The 19,830-nt window shown below is 34.9% G+C and carries 23 protein-coding genes, 1 tRNA gene and 3 pseudogenes; 9 read left to right on the forward strand and 18 right to left on the reverse strand.

All coding sequences use genetic code 11. The features are described 5' to 3' along the window. The first annotated feature begins 2 nt into the window (after nucleotides 1-2). Nucleotides 3-467, forward strand: coding sequence for a DMT family transporter (locus GKR61_RS05370; protein ID WP_036953160.1), 465 nt, complete (start codon nucleotides 3-5; stop codon nucleotides 465-467). Here GKR61_RS05370 and yddG read toward each other — a convergent pair. Together yddG and GKR61_RS05380 are read right to left on the reverse strand one after the other, a co-directional pair. After that, entirely contained in the window at nucleotides 435-1,319 is an 885-nt protein-coding gene (yddG, locus tag GKR61_RS05375) for an aromatic amino acid DMT transporter YddG (protein ID WP_036953158.1), read from the reverse strand. The two genes, GKR61_RS05370 and yddG, sit on opposite strands and share 33 nt — an antisense overlap. A gap of 210 nt (nucleotides 1,320-1,529) precedes the next feature. After that, on the reverse strand, nucleotides 1,530-2,987 hold the full coding sequence (locus GKR61_RS05380) for an alanine/glycine:cation symporter family protein (RefSeq protein ID WP_154599184.1): 1,458 nt from the start codon (nucleotides 2,985-2,987) through the stop codon (nucleotides 1,530-1,532). Nucleotides 2,988-3,640: 653 nt separating this feature from the next. Between GKR61_RS05380 and GKR61_RS05385 the strand changes: the two genes are divergently transcribed. Further along, nucleotides 3,641-3,889, forward strand: coding sequence for a DinI-like family protein (locus GKR61_RS05385; RefSeq protein ID WP_036953155.1), 249 nt, complete (start codon nucleotides 3,641-3,643; stop codon nucleotides 3,887-3,889). A gap of 298 nt (nucleotides 3,890-4,187) precedes the next feature. Here GKR61_RS05385 and GKR61_RS05390 read toward each other — a convergent pair whose 3' ends face one another. Beyond that, nucleotides 4,188-4,559 carry a hypothetical protein gene (locus GKR61_RS05390; protein ID WP_154599183.1) on the reverse strand — a complete coding sequence of 124 codons (372 nt, stop codon included), beginning with the start codon at nucleotides 4,557-4,559 and terminating at the stop codon, nucleotides 4,188-4,190. A gap of 338 nt (nucleotides 4,560-4,897) precedes the next feature. Between GKR61_RS05390 and GKR61_RS05395 the strand changes: the two genes are divergently transcribed. Then, a complete protein-coding gene (locus GKR61_RS05395) occupies nucleotides 4,898-5,245 on the forward strand; it encodes a hypothetical protein (RefSeq protein ID WP_036953152.1) in 348 nt (115 codons plus the stop codon). A gap of 68 nt (nucleotides 5,246-5,313) precedes the next feature. Here the strand turns inward: GKR61_RS05395 and GKR61_RS05400 are convergent, their stop codons facing one another. Continuing rightward, a complete protein-coding gene (locus tag GKR61_RS05400; protein ID WP_108478017.1) occupies nucleotides 5,314-5,823 on the reverse strand; it encodes a DUF1543 domain-containing protein in 510 nt (169 codons plus the stop codon). Between the two features lie 277 nt (nucleotides 5,824-6,100). On the opposite strand from GKR61_RS05400, the pseudogene GKR61_RS05405 reads away from it, so the two are divergent. Then, nucleotides 6,101-7,253 (forward strand): annotated as a pseudogene (locus GKR61_RS05405) (pyridoxal phosphate-dependent aminotransferase). Nucleotides 7,254-7,314: 61 nt separating this feature from the next. Here GKR61_RS05405 and GKR61_RS05410 read toward each other — a convergent pair. Beyond that, a complete protein-coding gene (locus tag GKR61_RS05410; RefSeq protein WP_036953148.1) occupies nucleotides 7,315-7,659 on the reverse strand; it encodes a DMT family protein in 345 nt (114 codons plus the stop codon). Between the two features lie 227 nt (nucleotides 7,660-7,886). Between GKR61_RS05410 and GKR61_RS05415 the strand changes: the two genes are divergently transcribed. Next, a complete protein-coding gene (locus GKR61_RS05415) occupies nucleotides 7,887-8,666 on the forward strand; it encodes a class I SAM-dependent methyltransferase (RefSeq protein ID WP_036953147.1) in 780 nt (259 codons plus the stop codon). Nucleotides 8,667-8,725: 59 nt separating this feature from the next. Here GKR61_RS05415 and GKR61_RS05420 read toward each other — a convergent pair whose 3' ends face one another. Together GKR61_RS05420 and GKR61_RS05425 are read right to left on the reverse strand one after the other, a co-directional pair. Further along, the gene (locus GKR61_RS05420) at nucleotides 8,726-9,124 is read right to left on the reverse strand and encodes a hypothetical protein (protein ID WP_036953146.1); all 399 of its coding nucleotides are present in this window, start codon (nucleotides 9,122-9,124) and stop codon (nucleotides 8,726-8,728) included. Between the two features lie 165 nt (nucleotides 9,125-9,289). Continuing rightward, nucleotides 9,290-9,628, reverse strand: a complete 339-nt coding sequence (locus tag GKR61_RS05425; protein ID WP_036953145.1) for a GlpM family protein — start codon at nucleotides 9,626-9,628, stop codon at nucleotides 9,290-9,292. Between the two features lie 208 nt (nucleotides 9,629-9,836). Here GKR61_RS05425 and GKR61_RS05430 point away from each other — a divergent pair, with 208 nt between their 5' ends. Further along, nucleotides 9,837-10,679: an MBL fold metallo-hydrolase gene (locus tag GKR61_RS05430; protein ID WP_036953144.1), complete on the forward strand. Its 843-nt coding sequence runs from the start codon at nucleotides 9,837-9,839 to the stop codon at nucleotides 10,677-10,679. An 82-nt stretch (nucleotides 10,680-10,761) separates the two neighbouring features. Here GKR61_RS05430 and GKR61_RS05435 read toward each other — a convergent pair whose 3' ends face one another. Then, nucleotides 10,762-11,151, reverse strand: a complete 390-nt coding sequence (locus GKR61_RS05435) for a nuclear transport factor 2 family protein (protein ID WP_036953143.1) — start codon at nucleotides 11,149-11,151, stop codon at nucleotides 10,762-10,764. A 223-nt stretch (nucleotides 11,152-11,374) separates the two neighbouring features. On the opposite strand from GKR61_RS05435, the gene GKR61_RS05440 reads away from it, so the two are divergent. Beyond that, nucleotides 11,375-11,944, forward strand: a complete 570-nt coding sequence (locus GKR61_RS05440) for a cytochrome b/b6 domain-containing protein (protein ID WP_108478015.1) — start codon at nucleotides 11,375-11,377, stop codon at nucleotides 11,942-11,944. 7 nt (nucleotides 11,945-11,951) lie between these two features. Here GKR61_RS05440 and GKR61_RS05445 read toward each other — a convergent pair whose 3' ends face one another. Then, complete coding sequence (locus GKR61_RS05445; RefSeq protein ID WP_154639599.1) at nucleotides 11,952-12,710, reverse strand: YnfC family lipoprotein; 759 nt, start codon at nucleotides 12,708-12,710, stop codon at nucleotides 11,952-11,954. Nucleotides 12,711-13,230: 520 nt separating this feature from the next. Here GKR61_RS05445 and GKR61_RS05450 point away from each other — a divergent pair. Next, entirely contained in the window at nucleotides 13,231-13,611 is a 381-nt protein-coding gene (locus GKR61_RS05450; protein WP_036953139.1) for a DUF805 domain-containing protein, read from the forward strand. Between the two features lie 95 nt (nucleotides 13,612-13,706). Here the strand turns inward: GKR61_RS05450 and GKR61_RS05455 are convergent, their stop codons facing one another. The 9 genes and pseudogenes from GKR61_RS05455 to GKR61_RS05490 all read right to left on the reverse strand — a co-directional run bounded on the left by GKR61_RS05455 (nucleotide 13,707) and on the right by GKR61_RS05490 (nucleotide 18,727). Next, nucleotides 13,707-14,465 (reverse strand): YnfC family lipoprotein, encoded by a 759-nt coding sequence (locus tag GKR61_RS05455; RefSeq protein WP_036953138.1) that lies wholly within the window; start codon nucleotides 14,463-14,465, stop codon nucleotides 13,707-13,709. A 448-nt stretch (nucleotides 14,466-14,913) separates the two neighbouring features. Next, nucleotides 14,914-15,081: pseudogene (locus GKR61_RS05460) on the reverse strand (NADP-dependent isocitrate dehydrogenase); the annotation flags it as partial. A gap of 341 nt (nucleotides 15,082-15,422) precedes the next feature. Then, entirely contained in the window at nucleotides 15,423-15,902 is a 480-nt protein-coding gene (locus GKR61_RS05465) for a GNAT family N-acetyltransferase (protein ID WP_036979447.1), read from the reverse strand. Between the two features lie 491 nt (nucleotides 15,903-16,393). Then, nucleotides 16,394-16,600, reverse strand: coding sequence for a DUF2767 family protein (locus tag GKR61_RS05470; protein WP_154599179.1), 207 nt, complete (start codon nucleotides 16,598-16,600; stop codon nucleotides 16,394-16,396). A gap of 230 nt (nucleotides 16,601-16,830) precedes the next feature. Continuing rightward, nucleotides 16,831-17,241: a phosphate-starvation-inducible protein PsiE gene (psiE, locus tag GKR61_RS05475; protein WP_154599178.1), complete on the reverse strand. Its 411-nt coding sequence runs from the start codon at nucleotides 17,239-17,241 to the stop codon at nucleotides 16,831-16,833. 60 nt (nucleotides 17,242-17,301) lie between these two features. Further along, nucleotides 17,302-17,379, reverse strand: a tRNA-Asn gene (locus GKR61_RS05480). 508 nt (nucleotides 17,380-17,887) lie between these two features. Then, nucleotides 17,888-18,061 (reverse strand): annotated as a pseudogene (gene ymcF / locus GKR61_RS17915) (cold shock small protein YmcF); the annotation flags it as partial. Further along, entirely contained in the window at nucleotides 18,018-18,230 is a 213-nt protein-coding gene (gene cspE / locus GKR61_RS05485) for a transcription antiterminator/RNA stability regulator CspE (protein WP_036975560.1), read from the reverse strand. The pseudogene ymcF and the gene cspE, both read right to left, overlap by 44 nt. Nucleotides 18,231-18,520: 290 nt before the next feature. Further along, nucleotides 18,521-18,727: a hypothetical protein gene (locus tag GKR61_RS05490; protein ID WP_154609462.1), complete on the reverse strand. Its 207-nt coding sequence runs from the start codon at nucleotides 18,725-18,727 to the stop codon at nucleotides 18,521-18,523. 795 nt (nucleotides 18,728-19,522) lie between these two features. Between GKR61_RS05490 and GKR61_RS05495 the strand changes: the two genes are divergently transcribed. Next, a complete protein-coding gene (locus tag GKR61_RS05495; protein ID WP_154604274.1) occupies nucleotides 19,523-19,804 on the forward strand; it encodes a DinI-like family protein in 282 nt (93 codons plus the stop codon). The last annotated feature ends 26 nt before the right edge of the window (nucleotides 19,805-19,830 follow it).

Genomic DNA, 19,830 nt, shown 5'->3' on the forward strand with positions numbered 1-19,830 from the left:
CTATGTTACTGTTTTTTATTATGATCGCACTGTCTAATGGAATTTGTATTATTCTGAGCCGAAGCATTAATGGAGGGCTATCTCAAGTCACCAATGCTTTTTATGCCTCTTTAATTAATCATGTTGTGGGATTTTTATTATTAAGCATGATTATTTGGTTCGCCCAAGACTCATTTAACATTACCTTTGAAAACATTCCTCTCATTGCGTTTACAGGAGGCGTCATTGGTGCTTGCTTTGTCATCATAAACAGCTATGTTTTGCCATTACTTGGCGCCACACTAACCACTATTTTCGCTATTAGTGGTCAAGTACTTTCCAGCGTCATTATCGATGCTGTTCAACATGGCTTACCAGAACATTGGGTATTGCAGCTACTTGGTGTGATTTTTATCCTCGGCGCTATTAGTGTTCGTTACACGCCCAAACATAACTCAGCGCCTTGTCGCAATAAAACAGGTGATTGACCCTATGGTTACCATCAAGACACCTTGCCAGAACCCCAGTGTTAATGCGGTGCTCAATAACATTGAAGAAAACGCTGTAGAGATAACAGGAGTGAAATAGGACAATGTCCCGAGAAAAGCCACATTGCCTTTAATGATTGCCACTGTCCAAAGTGCATTCGCCCCGCCAGTTGCAATAGCAGTGACAAATAACAAACTGATGCTATTCACATTGATATTAAATGGCGCTGGCGTCGAAAAGATAAATAAGATCCACAATCCGACCGATGTCATGATAAAAAACAGCACCATACCATTGCAGCCATTCGACATTCGTTTCGTAATATTGCTATAGAAAGCCCACAATAATGCACCAACAAAGGCTAAGCCGTAGCTCAGTGGGTTACTTTGAATATTTGAAAGAATCGCATTCAGGGACAAAGGTTGATCCCCTGAGATAACCCACAATAAGCCTGCAAACGCTAAAATAAGCCCAATAATCAGTAATAGGCTAAAACGCTGCCGATTAAATAAAACCGCTAACGCAATTGTGAAGCTCGGCCATAAATAATTCACCATACCCAGCTCAATGGCTTGCTGACGAGTATTGGCAAGCCCTAGAGCTAAAATAAAGCAAATTTCATAGCTAACAAATAAAAATGCCCCCCAGAACAAATAACGTCTAGGGAAAAGATGAATTTTCGGCAATCCCATTACAACAACCAAAACTAGGCTCCCTATCGAATAGATAAGTGCCGCACCACCAATAGGGCCAAAGTTTTCGCTCGTACTGCGAACAAGCCCTACCATCGTGCTCCACAATAATATGGACACGACCCCGTAAAATGTTGCTGCGTATCGCCCGAGTTTCATCTTCCTGATCAACACCTTATTTCATATTTATCTTGGTTATTATTTTCCTCCAAAACCTTACGCTCTAAAGACAATAAAGCAAGTTTTTTATATTTATTAACCAGAGAATGAATAATAAAAAAGGCGCTTAGAAATAAATCCAAGCGCCTTACATTTCTATTAATTTTCAACTGAGGTCAATGCAGTCAACAGCGATCAGCAGCTGCAAAATTAATGGGCTTCGTTCTTAACCCACTGCTCAACCGACTCCTTTTCCCAAATTCCTTCATTGAGCTGCTTTTTCAGCTCTGGATGATCATTAATATCAAATGTTGGAATTTTGCCCGCACCTAACTGTTGGTTGTAATCTTTCGCGAGTTTAAATGCCACACCGGACAACAAGAGGATGGCAATCAAGTTTGTAACTGCCATTAAGCCCATCGAAATATCCGCAAGTTTCCAAATCAGTGGCATTTCACCGAGCGCCCCGAACATCACCATTCCCAATGTCGCTAAGCGGAAAATAAATAGCCCTGCGGTATGATTATTTTCCAAGAAAATCATATTGCTTTCTGCATAAGCATAGTTGGCAATGATGGATGTAAAGGCAAAAAAGAAAATTGCAATCGCAACGAAGATACTTCCCCAGCTGCCCACCGCAGAAGATAAAGCTAGCTGAGTCAGCTCAATACCATTGATTTTACCCACCGGGCCATCTAACACGCCAGAAGCCAAAATAATAATGGCTGTAGCGCTACAGATCACTATGGTATCCATGAATACTCCCAACATTTGGACATAGCCTTGGGAGGCTGGGTGTGGTGGATAAGGTGACGCAGATGCCGCTGCATTTGGCGCAGACCCCATTCCGGCTTCATTCGAGAATAATCCCCGCTGAATGCCTTGCGTCATCGCTTGAGCGATACCATAACCAATTGCACCGCCTGCGGCTTCCTGTAAACCAAAGGCGCTACGGAAAATCAGCATAAAGACATCAGGTAAGCGCTCAATATTTTGACCGACGACCCAGAAAGCCAGTACTAAATAAGCAATAGCCATGATTGGCACAACAAATTCGGCAACTTTAGCAATTGATCTTAATCCACCAAAAATAATGATGCCACTGAGGATCACTAAGGTAATTCCAACATAGAGTGGGTTAAAATCAAATGCCACAGCAGTTGCTTGTGCAATGGAGTTCGCTTGAACTGCATTAAAAACCAAACCAAATGCAATAATTAAGAAGATGGAGAACAATACACCCATCCAGCGCTGTTTTAAGCCTTTCTCCATGTAATAAGAAGGTCCGCCGCGATAGTTACCTTGGTCATCTTTGGTTTTATAAAGCTGCGCTAATGTGCATTCAACAAATGATGTCGCCATTCCTAATAATGCAACGACCCACATCCAGAATATAGCGCCAGGGCCGCCTGCCGTAATCGCGATAGCAACACCCGTTAGATTTCCAGTACCGACTCGTGCCGCTAGGCTGGTACATAGTGCTTGGAATGAAGAAATACCTGAGCTGTCCGATTGAGTGCTATTTTTCAGTACTCCGAACATGTGACCAAAATGCCTAAACTGAATAAATTTAGATCGTATTGTAAAATATAAGCCGGCTCCCAGTAATAAATAAATTAATAACGAGCCCCAAATAAGATTGCTGATTGAGTTTATAAATTCTATCAAATTATGCTCCTTTTATTATATCCACTAATAGATGTATTAGTTGGTGAGTTATTTAGCTCCATATTATTTAAGTAATTAAACAAATAAAAATATAAACCATGATGGTTTATCATGAATAATCAATGTTATTAAACAAGACCCATGAATTATATTTTTTTTACTTTCTCTGTAAATTTTTTTCTGAACATCAGCCTATTTAATACTTAAGACAGCGAATAATCATGCAAGCCAGAGTAAAAAAGTGAAATAAAATAATTATTAAAACAAAGTGATACAACCAGATTGATTAATTTAAGAACGATCTCAATCAATTGATTAAAAACATGATAATTTTTAACCAGAATTTACTATTATAAGTAAAAAATCATTAAATTTAATTAAGTGAACGCGTATTTGGTTAAATGGTATTTAATTATTTTTTAAATTGAATAACTAATTGCTAAATTTTAATGATTACTCCTTTGAATAATCATTGATGATAAATATTAAATATAGTTTGATACGTCTTCATTGAATTATATTTTAAATCTACCACTCAAACCTATTTCAGAGTAGAATAATCGTTTTGCGATCATCATAATAAGATTATTGCTAATGTTTTATGATACCAATACACTTATCGCTAATTTGCTTTCTACATCAAAGGGTAATATATGGAAATCCACATCAAAGTTTCTGACGATTTAGTCTCAACGCTCTCTGAAAAATCCTACGACGCGTTCACAGCTGAATTGCATGCCAGAGTTTTAGAAGTATACCCAGGTAGCAACCTTTTTATTACACATGACAGTGGTGCAACCACCTTCAATACCAAAGGCTTCCATGATGATAAAGAAGCCCATATCGTTCTCCATGAACTGGTTGAAGATGTTTTCCATCATGGTCACTGGTTAAAAGCATAATACTCTAGCTCTATTTTCCAGCCTCCAGCGATAACCGCTAGGCTGGAACTCATCCCTCTCGCCCTTTCCCCTATTTCAAACCCTGATCAAGATCATAGTTAATAATGATGTTAGTCGACTTTGTATAAAAGTCCTTTTCTTTTAAGCGCTATATGGTAATGTATATAACGAATTTTCATTTACATTGCTTTTGCTAATTTATAGCAGCCAGTATTTATTACTGGCTTTTTTTATGGGAAAAATGTAGGCGAACGCCTGAATTGGATACGCAGCTATACCGTAAATACTCTAAATAGAATTACTGTGATTTTTCACACAATGACACAATAGCAGTGCGTAGTTCTGGTGTATCACTGGTGATCAATTGATGATGTTCAGAGAATTTTCCATCTTGAACACTGACGCTAGCAACAAACGGTAACTTATCACCTTGCTCACTAGTTTGATAAAAACCACAGACTCGGTAGCTTTCACCTTCTTTAAATTCGCTTTTCAGGACAATTTTGACATTCTCAAAAGTCAGAGGACTACCTGAACTTAGCTTATTCTCGATAAGCTTTTCAGCTTGCCTGGTGACATCGCTATCACCGATCGTTGTATAAAACTGATAAGCAAATGCACCTAACGCCAACAATATAACTATCAGTAGCTTGCTTTTTATACGTTTCAATCTCAAATCCTTCTCATACTACACTTATGGGCTTATCGATTATGTTAACACCTTTACCCCATCAATAATAAGTATCTCGATATTCATGCCGCACAAAAAGTTCCATTTAATTGACAAAATAAAAATAAATTTATTTTACACTTAACATTTTATAGCTTATATAATATTGAATTATTGCCATTCGAACACTACCAATATTTATTTAACAATTTTTTATCAGTATGAAGAAATAATGAATAACTGTGTTTTAAATATGAAACTTCCCTATATTTAAGTAAATAAGATTGAAATAAAAAAACACAGTGGCAAGCTGATAATAAATAAAGAGGAGAATCAAAATGAAAAATTTAAAATCACTTATTTTAGTCGGCAGCTTATTAGCGGTGAGTTTCTCTACATTTGCTTATCACGGTAATGGTTATCACCGAAATGGCAATGGAACTTGGTGTAACGGATCCAATCAATCTCAGTATGACAGACCCTGTGATGGTACTTACCGTGGGCAATATATGGGACGCCATCAAGGAATGATGCAATACTCAACGGCTGTACAAACCGCTCAGCCAGAAGAAGCGTTAAAGAAAATTACAGCGGAAGTACCAAAGGGTGAGAATAACAAGAAATATATGGTGAAAGTGGCAGTGATTGAAATTTCACCTAGCTTAGCGACACAAGAAGCTCAATAAATTTCACTCTGAATCATAATAGCCAGTAATATCTTTAATAATGCTGGCTATTACGTATTAACTAAAAGTTAGCTATTTATACCTATTGGTAAATACCCTTGCCATAATGGTTGATATTTATCTCCATTCTTATTTTTATTTAGGTGAATATAATATTCACCAATTTTTTGTAGCAATAAACAATCATCAACATCTTTTAAATTATCTTTATGCTGTTGCTGACTGTTCACTAAGAGCTGGCTAATTGCTTTTTGTTTAGCTTCTTGGGCATTTTTTGCCACAAAGAGATCAAACTCATGCAGCTCCGCAAGTGTTGATGAAATATATCCACCTACATTAATAAAATAGAGTTTGTATTCACTTTCTGATGGTTCTTTGCTCAAACTGATGTCGAACCCATCTGCCCAATTGATATCTGCATACCCATCCACATGAATTTTATCTTTATCCCCAAACCAAGCATCGCGCAATAGTGGCCAAGCTTCTTCTGGTGTGTTGACTGCCGCAAACTGAATATCGTGCACCTCAATATTGGATTTTCCGGCATTACCACCAACATAAAACATAAATAGTTTCATTATTCTCTCTCTGTGATTAGTTATCGTTATGTATGATAATATACAACCATATCAATTCAATGTGCAATAATTAACACCACTCCCAAAAATTAAAACTAATCAAAATTACTATTTATAATCAATCCATTAGAGCAGTTTAAAAATTATCTCCGTTTCAAACCAGCCTTTTGAAATATAACAAAATGAATAAAAAATCACTTTAACTATATATTTATTTACAACTGAATTATTTCGAGTAATCTAATCACACAAGATAAATATATTTCAGGGACTCATTATGGATCGTCGTTCTTTTCTAAAATCAAGCTCACTTATTGCTGGTGGCTTAGCACTAAATTCAGTTTTAAATCAAGCAAGTGCAAATACTAGCGCACTTGTTAAACCAAATGCCCAACATCCTTTATTACTCAATTTCAATGAGAACTCATTGGGAATGTCACCCAGTGCACAAAAAGCGGTTATTGAAGCTTTACCCGGTTCATTCCGTTACCCTGATGACGCACGCTCTGAGCTTATTGGTAATATTGGCACACTGCATAGTCTAGACAGCAAAAATGTGACCCTCGGAAATGGTTCGTCAGAAACCATTCAGGCGGCTGTCGCCATGCTCGCAAATAAAGCAAGAAAAGATGGCATAAAAATTCAACTTATCACTCCAGATCCAACATTTAACTATGCTGAACTTTATGCTCTCCCACTCGGTGTAGAAATAACTAAAGTTCCCTTAAAATCGGACTTGAGTTTTGACCTGAAAAAAATGGAGCAAATCGCCAATGATTACGATGGTTTATCCATTATCTATATCTGTAATCCAAACAACCCAACGGCGATGATAACTCCGCATAGCCCACTCGATAACTGGATGAAAAAAGTTTCAGATAAACAGTTTTTTATTGTTGATGAAGCTTACGCGGAATTTGTTGAAGATCCACAGTTTGTAAGCGCAATTGGATTAGTCAAAGCAGGACAAAAAAACCTAATAGTGACACGGACTTTCTCGAAAATTTACGCATTAGCAGGCCTGCGAGTGGGGTACGGCATTGCAACCCCCTGAAATCATTGAAGCGGTCGATGAGTTTATCTCGATTGATAACACCAATACTGCGGGTGCTGTCGCTGCCATTGCATCATTGAAAGATAAGAAATTCCTGGAATATAGCCTTAAATCTAACAATCTTTCACGTAAAATCGTTGAAACTGCGCTTAATGAATTAGGCTTAGAGTATGCGCCATCACAAGCTAACTTTATTTTCCACAAAGTAAAAGGTGATGTGAAAACTTATAAACAGCGTATGAAAGAGGCCAATATTATGGTTGGCAGAGAATTTCCACCTGTTATGGGTTGGAACCGCTTAACCTTAGGTACCCCGCAAGAAATGGAGCAGTTCGTTGCGGTACTTAAAGAGTTTCGTCAAAAAGGTTGGGTGTAAGTAAAAATCCCATTATTTATTAAGCATCTTCTACTTTCTATAAAGTAGAAGATGCTGTTCACTAAAAAGGACCTTTAAAAATAAAAAATGCGCCTGCAAAAATAAGAATAAAGCCAATGATATGGTTTATTGTAAAACTCTCACCTAGATAAAGCACAGAAAACCCAGCGAATACGCATAACGTAATCACTTCTTGCATCGTCTTCAATTCAGCGGCGCTGTAATATTGGTGTCCTAAGCGATTTGCAGGTACCGCAAAACAGTATTCTACAAATGCAATCAACCAACTAAAGAATATGACTATATATAATGGCTTATTCGTAAATTTTAAATGTCCATACCAAGCGAACATCATAAATACATTGGAAATAACCAATAAGATAACAGGATAGAATTTTGCTAGCATGATAAGCCAATGGCGAGTTCAAATATGCATATATTATGCGAATAACACCCCTTAATTTCAATCATCTTCCCATACTTGTTCATGATTGCTTTCACATATAACCAGCCAAATAGCTTGCATTATTTCCCAACATGGAAATTAAATGTACTTATTGGTACACTTTTTTATTTACTTTAATCTTACAGCGACTACAATGACCTCAATTAATGTATGTATAGGTACACTTTATGACGGATTTTATTACTGCAAACCAAAAGGCATGGGATAAACAAGCGGCATCTCAACAACCTTGGTCTACTCCGGTTGATAGCCAAACAATTGAAGAAGCAAAAAAAGGAAATTGGGAAATTCATCTAACGCCAACCCCATTAAATAAAGCTTGGCTTGGTGACGTAAAAGGGAAAAAAATTCTCTGTTTAGCTTCTGCGGGTGGGCAGCAAGCGCCAATATTGGCTGCTGTGGGCGCTATCGTGACAGTATTTGATTTGTCAGAAAAACAGTTAGCGCAAGATAGTATGGTGGCTAAGCGGGATAATTTAGCACTGACAACAGTTCAAGGTGATATGCGTTATCTCCCTATGTTTGAAGACAATTCATTTGATATTATTTTTCACCCAATTTCAAACTTATACATTCCCGATGTTAATCCTGTATGGCAAGAATGCTTTCGGGTACTTAAACCGCAAGGTCGATTGCTCTCAAGCTTTTTTAACCCTGTCGTATTTGTTGATGATAGAGATAAAAGTCCTACTGAAAATACAATTATTCGACCACGATATACCATGCCGTTTTCAGAATTAGATAACTTATCGCAGGAACAGGTGGCGTCAAAACAAGCAAAGCAAGAAGCGTTTGTCTTTGGTCATTCACTGACGGACTTAATTGGTGGGCAAATACAGGCGGGCTTTAACATTGCAGGTTTTCAAGAAGATTGGCAGCCAAATCCTCGTTTTGTTATCGATAATTTCTTGCCAACATTCCTAGCCACATTGGCAATAAAACCATGAAATCATAAGGCAGAGTTGATAATACAAAGATCAATCTGCCTTTTAATTATTATGATTTATTACTCTCGATTGCAATAACGTTCCCAGATAGGGTCAAATTGTTCAACAGGAACAATATCATCAACTTTTTCCACTAGTGGAATAGAAACCACTGTTTTACCTTCTTTGTTTTTATGTAAACGAACAATAAATCGTTTATATCCGTAAGGTAAACCATCTTCAAACCCAAAAACTTCACCACAATAGTAGCCAGTCTCATCGCCCTCTTCATTCTGATTCAGAACATGATATTTCACATTTTTGTATGTTGCGGCTGATGGATATACCAGAAAATCTTCAACGGCGCTTTTGACTTTACTCTCTGCGTCCATCTCTGTATCTGAAGAAACTTCTGTCATCACACCTGCTATGTAGGAACAGCCCGCGACTAATAATACTACAAGGACTCTTAGTAACATTTTTCTCTATAGAATGGCGAATTAGAACACACTAAGTATTATTATAAATCGTCTAAAAAATAATTCGAGTACAAATCTAACACAGAAATGTTGTATAAAAATTTAAGTGCTGAAAAACGCATATTTCATTCAATTTACACAATAAAGGAGTTAGAACAATAAATTTCACTGAGTAAGCTGCCAGAAATACACTAAAACAGCTGCAGCGACTATCCAAATCAACGTCGCTAAACTTAAACAAATCCACGGTGTTAATTTGGTTGCAAAGACATAAACAGTGATTAAATACATTGCATAAGGGATTAGTGACCATAAACCAAATAATGCTGTTTTTCTTAATGCCTCCGCACCTTGCTCCTGAACCACGATCACATGGGCAATTAATGCAAAAGTAGGAAACAAAGGAACCAATCCCGCAATATAATAAATTTTGCTACGCGAGAGAATCGCAATAACTAAAACAGCGAGTGCACCAAACAAGCATTTTACCAATAACGAAATCATAGCAAACTCAATAGGGTTAAGAGTATTTGTACTGATTATCACTCTAAAGCACCCACATTGACTAGTTCACTTTCATAAACAACCCTTTCCCGATCACATATTTAAACATGTGATTTTTTACACCCTATATGTTTATCGATGGTTGAATATTTTTTGCCATTATTCTGATATAACCTCTTTGTATAATGAAACAACTAAAGAGATAAAAATGACAATAAAAATTTCTGTACTCGTTGATAACAACACCCTGATTGACAGTTATTTTTGTGGCGAACCCGCAGTTTGCTACCACATTGAAGCTGACGGTAAAAAAATCCTATTTGATACTGGCTATTCCGATGTTTTCATTAACAATGCCAATATCCTCAATATCGACCTTGCTCAAATTACTGACCTCGTTTTATCCCATGGTCATAATGACCACACATGGGGAATTAATCACCTTATTCAATATTTAGATCGCCGAAATGTTGAATCCCAGCAATCCAAAAAATTGATTTATCATCCGGATGCTTTGCAACCTAAAAGTTATCACTCAAAAGTTATTGGCGCGAATACCCCTAAGAATGTTTTAACCGCCTACTTTGATACAGTTGAAACTAAAGGTTCTTACTCTGTTTCTGAGAATGTCATTTTCTTAGGTGAGATCCCACGAAATAACACGTTTGAAGGAAAAGAGCCGGTAGGTAAAACTATCGATGAACATAATAACAGTGTTGATGATTATGTACTGGATGACAGCGCCCTTGCGATTAAAACCTCCGAGGGGCTGATTGTTATTACGGGATGCTCACACTCTGGGATCTGTAACATTGTCGAGCATGCTAAGCGAGTCACTAAAATAGACAAAATTGTGACTGTCATCGGCGGATTTCATTTACAAAAAGCGTCCGATGAGCTGTTACACCAAACCAGTGAGTATTTTAAAAAACAGAATTTATTGCAGATCCACCCATGCCATTGCACGGACTTAGCTGCTAAAATTCATTTGGCAAAACACGCCCCTGTACAAGAAGTTGGAACTGGTATGCAACTCACTTATCCTGCATAAAATAACACTTAATCATGTAGCTAATTACAATAACCCCTATATTAGCTACATGGCTTCATGTTGATTGCCTTTATAAATATATTTATGTTCTAGAACCCAAATCATTATCGTGTTTTGAGCCTGATAACATTCTCGTCAGCTCTTCACATCGAATAATTTTTCCATCCATCAAATGAAAGCAAGCAAATACTTCAAATTCACTCACCGTGCCCTCTTTTTTTATTGCTTTCGCAATATGTTGCGTATGAACACAATTTTCACCTTCTGCAATTGACTTAATTTCTATCGTAATGCTCTCGGTGGCTTCTTTTAAAACCTGCATATGCGAGTAGAACTCAGAAAAATTAATCATTTTTCCGTCAACTACTTGCACATAATCCGATGAGAAGAATTGCTTAATTATAGCTAACTCTCCAATTTGTTTACCAAGAACCGCTTTTAATGCCTGCTCCACAAATACCATCTTATTCATGACTATTTCCCAATATAATATTAATTTTACATTTCTTAATGCTATATTCGGTCAAATCACATGACTTTCAATCACTCTGTCTTTTATTGGATAAAAATAATTCTTATTTACATTACGTAAATCTATTCATCTAATTCTTATCATCAAAATAAACTTATTGAATTTCATAAGTAAAAAGACTACAACATAGAGTAATAGAAAAAGAATTCTTTTAAGGAATAACATGAAACTGTTTAAATCTATTTGGCAGTTTTTTGGTGTTTATCAAACGCCCGCGATTCGCTTAACTCATTGCATGATATTTTTATTGGTCATTGGGCAAATTATCATCAGCAATTGGATGTCTGTCAGTAAAAGTGGCGTAATCCCAACAAGTGGTCTTGCGTATTATTTTACTTGGCTACACATTATCATTGGGTTTTGTTTATTATTTTTAGCGGCCATTCTCATTTTTGTCTGTCTCTCAAATCGAGGATTTAGATATTTCTATCCTTATTTATGGGGGGATCTCACTCAGATAAAAAACGATATCACAAGCTTATTTAATTTAAAGCTTCCTGACAGCTCACCTAAAGGGTTAGCAACAAGTGTCCAAGGGCTTGGACTGGGTGCATTGGCGCTAGTTATCCTTTCTGGTGTAACTTGGTTTATTTTATGGTGGCAAAACTCATCATTAGCCCCTGAAGCAAGAAATATTCATAAAACACTCACAGGACTAATCGAAGCTTATATTGTGGGACATGGTCTTATGGGCTTATTGCATTTTATCCTATGGAGAAAAACACCCCATTGACCTACAACTAATAGAATGAAGCATCCGTCGTACTATGTTTCTTCAATGTAATTTGCTTTCCATCCGAAATAAGTGTCAATACAAATTGGCACTTATGCGACACGCCCTGCTGGTTATACTCACATTGAGTATCAACAGTTAGCACAGACTGATCGAGCACTTTAACTTCTAGAATAAGATCATACGGCTTAGTTTCATCACTCGTATACCTTACGGAAATCTCTGAAAACAATTTATTATCATTGTAATAGGAAACATTGTATGAGCGATTGTTTTCATCATAGTGGAACGCACTGAGCTTAGTTTTAGGTTCCGCGACCCATGAGCTATTAATGAAACCATCGGCATTATACTGGTAGGTTAATTTACCATCGGAGTCTTTTTTAGATAGAATTAAACAATTATTTCCAATTTCCATTTCTACTGGTCCATTAGAATCTTGACCAATCAATTTATTTTTCTCACGTTTAACAGAAAGCTCATTATGTACACTGTTAATATACTCATCTTTTGTACGAGTCATGCTAAAGCTTTCAATACAGCCATCCTTTGCTATTTTCAAATCTGACTCATAGTTTATAGAACCATCTTCATTATAAACGACAGATTTAACATGCTTAACATTGCCTTTTACTGGATTAAAATCATACAGTTGAGCCATATTAAAAACAACCGGGTTATATTTATCCATAGGGACTGCACCGGTCTGAAATGGTAAAAAAAATGTTGTTATGCTGGAAGCCAGTGACAAGAACTTAATATTCATGCTGTCCTCTAATTTTTATATTTATTCTGATAGTTAAATTACTATTTATTTTAATGAACTTGAAATTTTATACGTAAAAACACTACCAGAAGGATGCGCCTAATTTTACTGTGCTTACGTTTAAAGTTAAAGGTTAAAGGTTAAAGGTTAAAGGTTAAAGGTTAAAGGTTAAAGGTTAGATTACCTCACTGAGCTCAAGAAATTTAGAGCTTAGATGCACTACCATACAAAGACTCTCGGTCATACTATCTTTATCTCTAACATAAAACTATTTTCATTTAAGTCATACATTTTTAAAATAAGAAAAAACCAGCACAATCTTTTAGCAAAGTGAAATAAGCTGCTAGAATTAATGTAAAGTTTCGCAAGTATGCCTGTTTTTAACAGATTATCTCATGGGAGATGGATTAATTTATTGAGAGTTATCTTACTGTTATCTTGAAATATACAGATAATGCTGATTTACACAAATTTAAGTTCTACCTATACTCACCACTCAATTTTTCGTCAAGGAATAAACATGAATTGGTATTTGGAAGTCATCAAAAATAACTATGCTAATTTCGAAGGTCGTGCTAGACGTAAAGAGTATTGGATGTTTACTCTTATTAACATGATCATCATTATGGTTCTATATGCATTGATCATTTCATCTGTTGATTACACAACAGGCGAAATGGGTGGATTAGGAATGATCGCTGGAATTTTATTAGGGATCTATGCGTTAGCCACTATCGTCCCTTCCATTGCTGTATCTGTACGTCGCTTACATGATACTGAAAAATCAGGCTGGTGGTATTTAATCTCATTTATCCCATTTGGTGCGATCGTTTTGCTCGTCTTCATGTGCTTAGAGGGTACTAAAGGCGACAACCGTTTTGGCGCAGATCCAAAAGCATAAAAATAGTGCCCCTTATTATGTAAGGGGCTTATTTAACTACCCTTTTAAATTCTCTTCAAAATATCTTTAATCTATTTGCTTCAATACATTGTCCGCTAGTAAAACACTGTTTCCGTAATACTTCTTTTCGGTAACTTTATTGTTTTTCCATTTGATACGATTGTGAGTATAAAGTTGCATTTGTGTGCAATATTTTGCTCGTCATAATCACATTTAGAATCAACAACTAAGATTGGCAAACCAAGTGCCTTAATTTCCATTTGAAGATCAAATGGCTTAGTTATGTCTTTGCCGTAACTAATGATACTTTCAGAGAAAACAACATTATCTTTATAATATTTTATCGTCTCAGGAAGGTTATTCTCGTTATATGTGTTTTCACTGTATTGAACTTTAGGTTCTGCACTCATTGAGCCGATAATTATTCCATCATTATTGTACTGATATATTAACTTTCCATTGCTATCAGTTCTTGAAATAATCAAACAATTCTCTGCCACTTCCATTTCAACAGGTCCATTTGCATCTGAACCCACTAATTTATTTTTTTCTCGCTTGACTGAAAGCCAGTTAGCAATGCTATTTAAATACTCATCTTTTTTTTGTTTCATCGTGAAACTATCAACACAACCATCACGACCAACCTTTAATGCAGACTGATAATTAATGGTTTCATCCTCATTATAAACAAAGGTATTCAGTTCTTTGATATTGCCTTTAACTGGATTAAAATCATAGAGTTGAGCAAAATTAAAAACGATCGGGTTATACTCATTTTTTTGAAATGCAGCAGATTGAAAAGAGACAGTAAATAATGCCAATTGAACAATTGAAGCTAAGTATTTGTTATTCATATAATTATATACCTCAGAATTGCTAATTTGCTGTGTTCTAAACTTTATAACGATTCTTTTCTAATTTTTATTTACATCATTAATTTCACTACAAATAATTCTTATCATATTAACATTTATCAAACTAACTTCCAGCGCCATTTCTTTATGCAAAAGTAAGTACAAACACTTATTCATTAAATGTCTTCACATTGCATTAAGATAATCTTTAGATAATAGGATTCATACCTATTTGATTGTTTAGAATTAATAAAAGACTGCACTAGGCAGCTGTAAATACAAAGCTAAATACTATTAATTAATATATATTTTAACCCTTTTAAGTTTTCCAAATTTTTTTATGCGACCTATAGGCTAATGTAATTAATTTATGCATTTTCGAGAGAAAAACCCGACGAAAAAAACGGGAGTTTTTAGGCTCCCGTTATTATTCACACTACGTAATAAATTACATGTGTTTAATGATTGCGTCGCCAAACTCGCTACATTTCAGCAACTTAGCGCCATCCATTAATCGTTCAAAATCGTAGGTAACGGTCTTAGCCTCGATCGCGCCTTCCATACCTTTAACGATTAAGTCTGCCGCTTCAACCCAACCCATGTGGCGCAGCAGTATATAGATACATTAATCATAACCATCTGATATTTATCATATTACTATAAATATTTTATCTTTTTCATGATAAAAACAGAGAGTTTTAAGTCATTGATAACATAAATGATTAATTTAGTTTTGATAACTGCTATTTCTCAAACATTGAGTGGAAATTAATCGATTTTAACACAATTAACCCATCACAATAATCGTCTTTTCTAATCGCTTAAATTATCTTTGCTTTAATTAGACAGCTAAACTCGAGTGTCTGGTTTGAACAATAAGCGGACGTTCATAATTATCCCTGTTCAGGAATGCATGGTTAGCGCGACCGCTAATGCATTTTTAGGTAACAACCTACTTTATATAGGCTCTTGCGTTGCTAATAAGCGGAACCGACGAAAACATATGCTATCAAACATCACTTCACCATCAGGTTGAAAACCCAACCGTAAAATAGTTTTAATTTTTACCCTACTCAAGGGCAGTAAAATAGTGATGCTTTCTAGTTTCATCTCACAGAAAGCACGTCTGATAATTTCGTCATAGATTATTTTACCAGCCCCCCAATAATCTGGGTGAAGCACCAGGGCAAGGTCTGCATCACCGTCTTCATATTGTAACCCCCCCCACCCAGCAAAATGCTCATTAATCATAATTGCCCACGGGCCATAACCATGTTCTTTCCATTGAGCATCTTTTTGTGCCACCCATTCTATACACTTTTGGTAGTTAAAATCGGGGCTTCCCAATGGCATGTGCCGTAATACATCAGGATGGTTATTGAGCGTAATAATATTGCTAACATTGACCTCTGTTAGTCTTTTAAATTCTAAAATCAAATACAGATCCCTTATGAAAAAATGCATGAATAAAATAATTCTACTGATATTATCATAACGTTATGGTTCTAATGATACTTTCATGACCTATTCAGCAAAGAATTGGGATAGTAGAACTTATCACATCTATCAAGATAAGCTATTAGAACACTTCTGATGATATTTCTTCTAAGAAATAAATCATATTCACTGCTGCGCTCCATTACATCGGACTTTTTTAATTATTTACAGCGTCCGTTTGAATTTCCGCTCATGGCACAAAGCTGATGGAGACCAAAACTTAAAGGTTTACTCTCAATAAGTACCTTATTATAACTTTTTTAGAACAACATTATCTTGTGTTAAGGGGATCAGATATCGCTTCGCATCATTTTCCATGACGCAGCAGTATATAGCTATATTAATCATCTGATATTTATGACATTATCATTAATATTCTATCTTTTACATAGCAAAAATAGAGGTTTTTAAGTTATTGATAATATTAGAAATTAATTCGTTCGTCTAGAATCCATTAAATCAATTGCAATGGCATATATGGTAATCATTTGTTTCTCTTGCTCACTTTCTTTTTGCTCTTTTAAGATCGCAGATATGCGCTCTCCAGTAATGTTATGCTTTGACTCATTTAGCAACATAACAGCCCGACCAACTACTTGGCATATTCGCATATAAATTACATCTTTATCCGTATCCATAATCACCTCTGAGTATTCTCTCAACAGTATCACTTAGTTAACGTAATTCCCAGATAAGATTTGTATAGTTTTACTATAATTAATTTTTCTGTAAAAAATTTAATGAATTCATTTAATATTTTTCATATTCAAACATTTTCTGATTTTTAGTTCATTAATTATTTTACTTGTTTAGATCAACTTTCCTACCATAGCTTATCATTAAGCTAATTATTTATTTTATAATAAAATCATTCTTTGGGCTTTAACCTATCAGCATTGGAAACATATAGAGCAAAAATAAGTACTAATATTGATACGGAGTAAATAATAAAGAGTTGTGGATCTTTATGCTCAACCACTATTAACCTAATTACTGCAGTAATTGCAATATAGATAAAATACTGTAATGGAAAATGATAGTTAGATTGAAAATATTTAATAATCAATGCAATGAACTCAAAGTATAAAAAATAAACAATAAGGCCATCTACTAATAAATAAATTGATATGGAATCATTAGCTGTAAATAATAACCCTGCTAATACAACAGTTTCTTTTATTAAAAAGGCTATTAATATAACAGCAAGTAAAAGTAATGCGGCACTACTAATCCACTGCAATATTCTACAAATCAATTTGGATTGACTTAGGCCTGACATGATACACCCACAGGATATTAATCCTTTGATATTAAATAGTAATATCATTAATTAAGGAAATGGACCACCATCGAGGTATCGAACCTCGACTCTTAGACTTAATAAGGCTAAATACTCTTCCAGTTGAGTTAATGGTGGGGAAAAATTATTTAAATAAATTAACTACATATGAAGCAATCAAAATTAATATCCCTACTAATATAATTACTACAAATATATTTCCTGAATATATAACAATACGTCGATAAAGAGGAAACCAGTTCACAGAATACACCTTATGAGTTAATTGTTAGAAAACACATACCCATTACCAAGCTTATTTAATGATGGCGTATCAAAGAAATAAATTGCACCAAGGACCGCTATAGTTAACACAGCCAAAATGAGTATGTTCTTATAAATAGTTACAACTAAACACTGAACTGTTTGCTTTTTCATTAGTATACCTTGGGTAAATATCCCTTGGATACCACATTTATTTTTAGATAAAAGCTTGCGGATGCAAGATTTGCTATTCATAGCAATGAGGTATAATTATTCCTTAACCTTAACACATCCATTTAAATAAATACGATTTAAATAAAAAAACCTCGTTGTAACGAGGTTTTAAGTACTATCGAAATTTTAATCAGCAAACTTTTGCTTTCATTGAGCTTTTGCAAAAAATGCATTTAGCTCCATGTGGATTATTTACTGAAATATCAAACTGTGAGGTTCTATATTGAGATCCACTACAGCAAGGACATTTAAAGTACAGATAGACTTTTATAGTGTCTTTAAAGCGCCACCACTTGTCCTGCAGCAGGACCTTTTGCACCATTTTCAATGATGAATGAAACTTGCTGACCTTCAATTAAAGATTTGAAGTTATCACTCTGAATTGCAGAGAAATGAACAAATACATCTTTAGAGCCATCAGCTGGAGTAATGAAACCAAAACCTTTATCGTCGTTAAACCATTTTACTGAACCAGTCATTGTATTAGACATAGAATTTCCTTTAATTTTTTAAGTTTGCCATAAGGCATATTAGGTTTGTTTTTTATTTTTACTTATGGGAATTAATTAGAAGGAATTCGCAATGAAGGGTATCTTAGATAACACTAAATGGTGAACGACTTTAAACTGACTAGCATAAATAGGCCTGTACTTCCAAACCAGTTAAACCATTAGGCCACACAAACACAATAATAGCAAATTTTATATTTTACTCCTTTTTCAGAAGAGCTTACTATTGATATTATAAATGCAAATTAAAAAGTAATATTTAGCGATTTATTTTAATACGTTATACCACTATTTATACAGCTAGAGCATATTTTTACAACTTCATAACCTGATTTTTTAGCCATTTTAATCGCTTGCATAGCATTTAAAAAGTTACCAAGATAAAATCTATTTACAGCTATAGGCATATTCTTACATCCAATCTTATGCATTTTATAAGTACCCTGTGGTTCCATCATTGTCTGAATGTAATAGTTCATTTTTTCTCCATTAAGCTATACGCGAGGAAGCGCACTAACAATCCCCATCATTGATGCTTTTAAGCCTCTACACTTAGTTTTCAGAGGCTAAATACCTTTTATTTCCGTGATCTGCAGAATAGTTTTACATCCAGTATACAAGTGAAAATGCAGCTAGCAGTAATACAACTATTATTAAAGCATTCCCTGTAAGCGATAAAATGTTTCGGTACAATGTAGATAAATTCATAGGCAATCCCTTAGGAATTACTTCCCTTGGATACCGCATCTATTTGTTAGATAAAAGCTTGCGAAGGCAAGATTTGCTTTTATAGCAATGAGGCATGATTATTTAATGTACTATAACATACTATCTATACATTAACTTAATTAATAATTTTATAAATGAAAACATTTAGTTAGGAAGCATTTCATGCAAAATACTTTAATAATTAAAATGCTTACTCACTATACATACAATTGATAACAATTTTTTATTAACTTTTTACTTTTAGCTAATTTTATTTTTAGAAAGTAAATTCTATATTTATATTTTATTCATGCGCTTAATAATAACTTAACTTATTGATTCATAATTATTTAAATGGCATTACCCCTTGGTTTTATGCCATTTTCAACTATCATTTAACCTCTTGATTTAACGATATTCTTTAAATGGTTTTGGGGAAGTCATTTTCTTAGCCATAAGATAAATTTTACCTTATTTCTTGATCTCCATTAATATTTTACTGTATATAATCACAGTAATTATTTAACTGTTTTTATATACAGCACTTTATGCAAGGAGAATGTACGATGGTTACTATTAAAGTTCGCTTCGCTGCAAGCATGAAAGGTAAATTACCTGTGGGGACTTTCGACGCATTGAGAAATGAGATCACAAAAAGATTGAACCCCAAATACCCTGATTTAAATATCGATATTAGTTGGGGATCTCAAGCTAATGTTTCTATTGATGGCCTTGGTAAGAACGAAAAGAAAACCTACATTGAAGAAACGCTGGAAGAAATTTGGAATGATGGAGATTGGATGCCTGAAATGAAAGAAACTGAGGAAGTAGAGTATTTCGATAAATGATTAGAGTGCGCCAACTACTCAAGCTG

It is taken from the genome of Providencia sp. wls1916, from assembly GCF_009706585.1.
Lineage (GTDB): Bacteria > Pseudomonadota > Gammaproteobacteria > Enterobacterales > Enterobacteriaceae > Providencia > Providencia lanzhouensis.

Coding starts and splice junctions, on each gene's coding strand:
- GKR61_RS05370 (WP_036953160.1), top strand. CDS start 3: ATGTTACTGTTTTTTATTATGATCGCACTGTCTAATGGAATTTGTATT.
- yddG (WP_036953158.1), bottom strand. CDS start 1,319: ATGAAACTCGGGCGATACGCAGCAACATTTTACGGGGTCGTGTCCATA.
- GKR61_RS05385 (WP_036953155.1), top strand. CDS start 3,641: ATGGAAATCCACATCAAAGTTTCTGACGATTTAGTCTCAACGCTCTCT.
- GKR61_RS05395 (WP_036953152.1), top strand. CDS start 4,898: ATGAAAAATTTAAAATCACTTATTTTAGTCGGCAGCTTATTAGCGGTG.
- GKR61_RS05400 (WP_108478017.1), bottom strand. CDS start 5,823: ATGAAACTATTTATGTTTTATGTTGGTGGTAATGCCGGAAAATCCAAT.
- GKR61_RS05410 (WP_036953148.1), bottom strand. CDS start 7,659: ATGCTAGCAAAATTCTATCCTGTTATCTTATTGGTTATTTCCAATGTA.
- GKR61_RS05415 (WP_036953147.1), top strand. CDS start 7,887: ATGACGGATTTTATTACTGCAAACCAAAAGGCATGGGATAAACAAGCG.
- GKR61_RS05420 (WP_036953146.1), bottom strand. CDS start 9,124: ATGTTACTAAGAGTCCTTGTAGTATTATTAGTCGCGGGCTGTTCCTAC.
- GKR61_RS05425 (WP_036953145.1), bottom strand. CDS start 9,628: ATGATTTCGTTATTGGTAAAATGCTTGTTTGGTGCACTCGCTGTTTTA.
- GKR61_RS05430 (WP_036953144.1), top strand. CDS start 9,837: ATGACAATAAAAATTTCTGTACTCGTTGATAACAACACCCTGATTGAC.
- GKR61_RS05435 (WP_036953143.1), bottom strand. CDS start 11,151: ATGAATAAGATGGTATTTGTGGAGCAGGCATTAAAAGCGGTTCTTGGT.
- GKR61_RS05440 (WP_108478015.1), top strand. CDS start 11,375: ATGAAACTGTTTAAATCTATTTGGCAGTTTTTTGGTGTTTATCAAACG.
- GKR61_RS05445 (WP_154639599.1), bottom strand. CDS start 12,710: ATGAATATTAAGTTCTTGTCACTGGCTTCCAGCATAACAACATTTTTT.
- GKR61_RS05450 (WP_036953139.1), top strand. CDS start 13,231: ATGAATTGGTATTTGGAAGTCATCAAAAATAACTATGCTAATTTCGAA.
- GKR61_RS05455 (WP_036953138.1), bottom strand. CDS start 14,465: ATGAATAACAAATACTTAGCTTCAATTGTTCAATTGGCATTATTTACT.
- GKR61_RS05470 (WP_154599179.1), bottom strand. CDS start 16,600: ATGGATACGGATAAAGATGTAATTTATATGCGAATATGCCAAGTAGTT.
- psiE (WP_154599178.1), bottom strand. CDS start 17,241: ATGTCAGGCCTAAGTCAATCCAAATTGATTTGTAGAATATTGCAGTGG.
- cspE (WP_036975560.1), bottom strand. CDS start 18,230: ATGTCTAATACAATGACTGGTTCAGTAAAATGGTTTAACGACGATAAA.
- GKR61_RS05490 (WP_154609462.1), bottom strand. CDS start 18,727: ATGAACTATTACATTCAGACAATGATGGAACCACAGGGTACTTATAAA.
- GKR61_RS05495 (WP_154604274.1), top strand. CDS start 19,523: ATGGTTACTATTAAAGTTCGCTTCGCTGCAAGCATGAAAGGTAAATTA.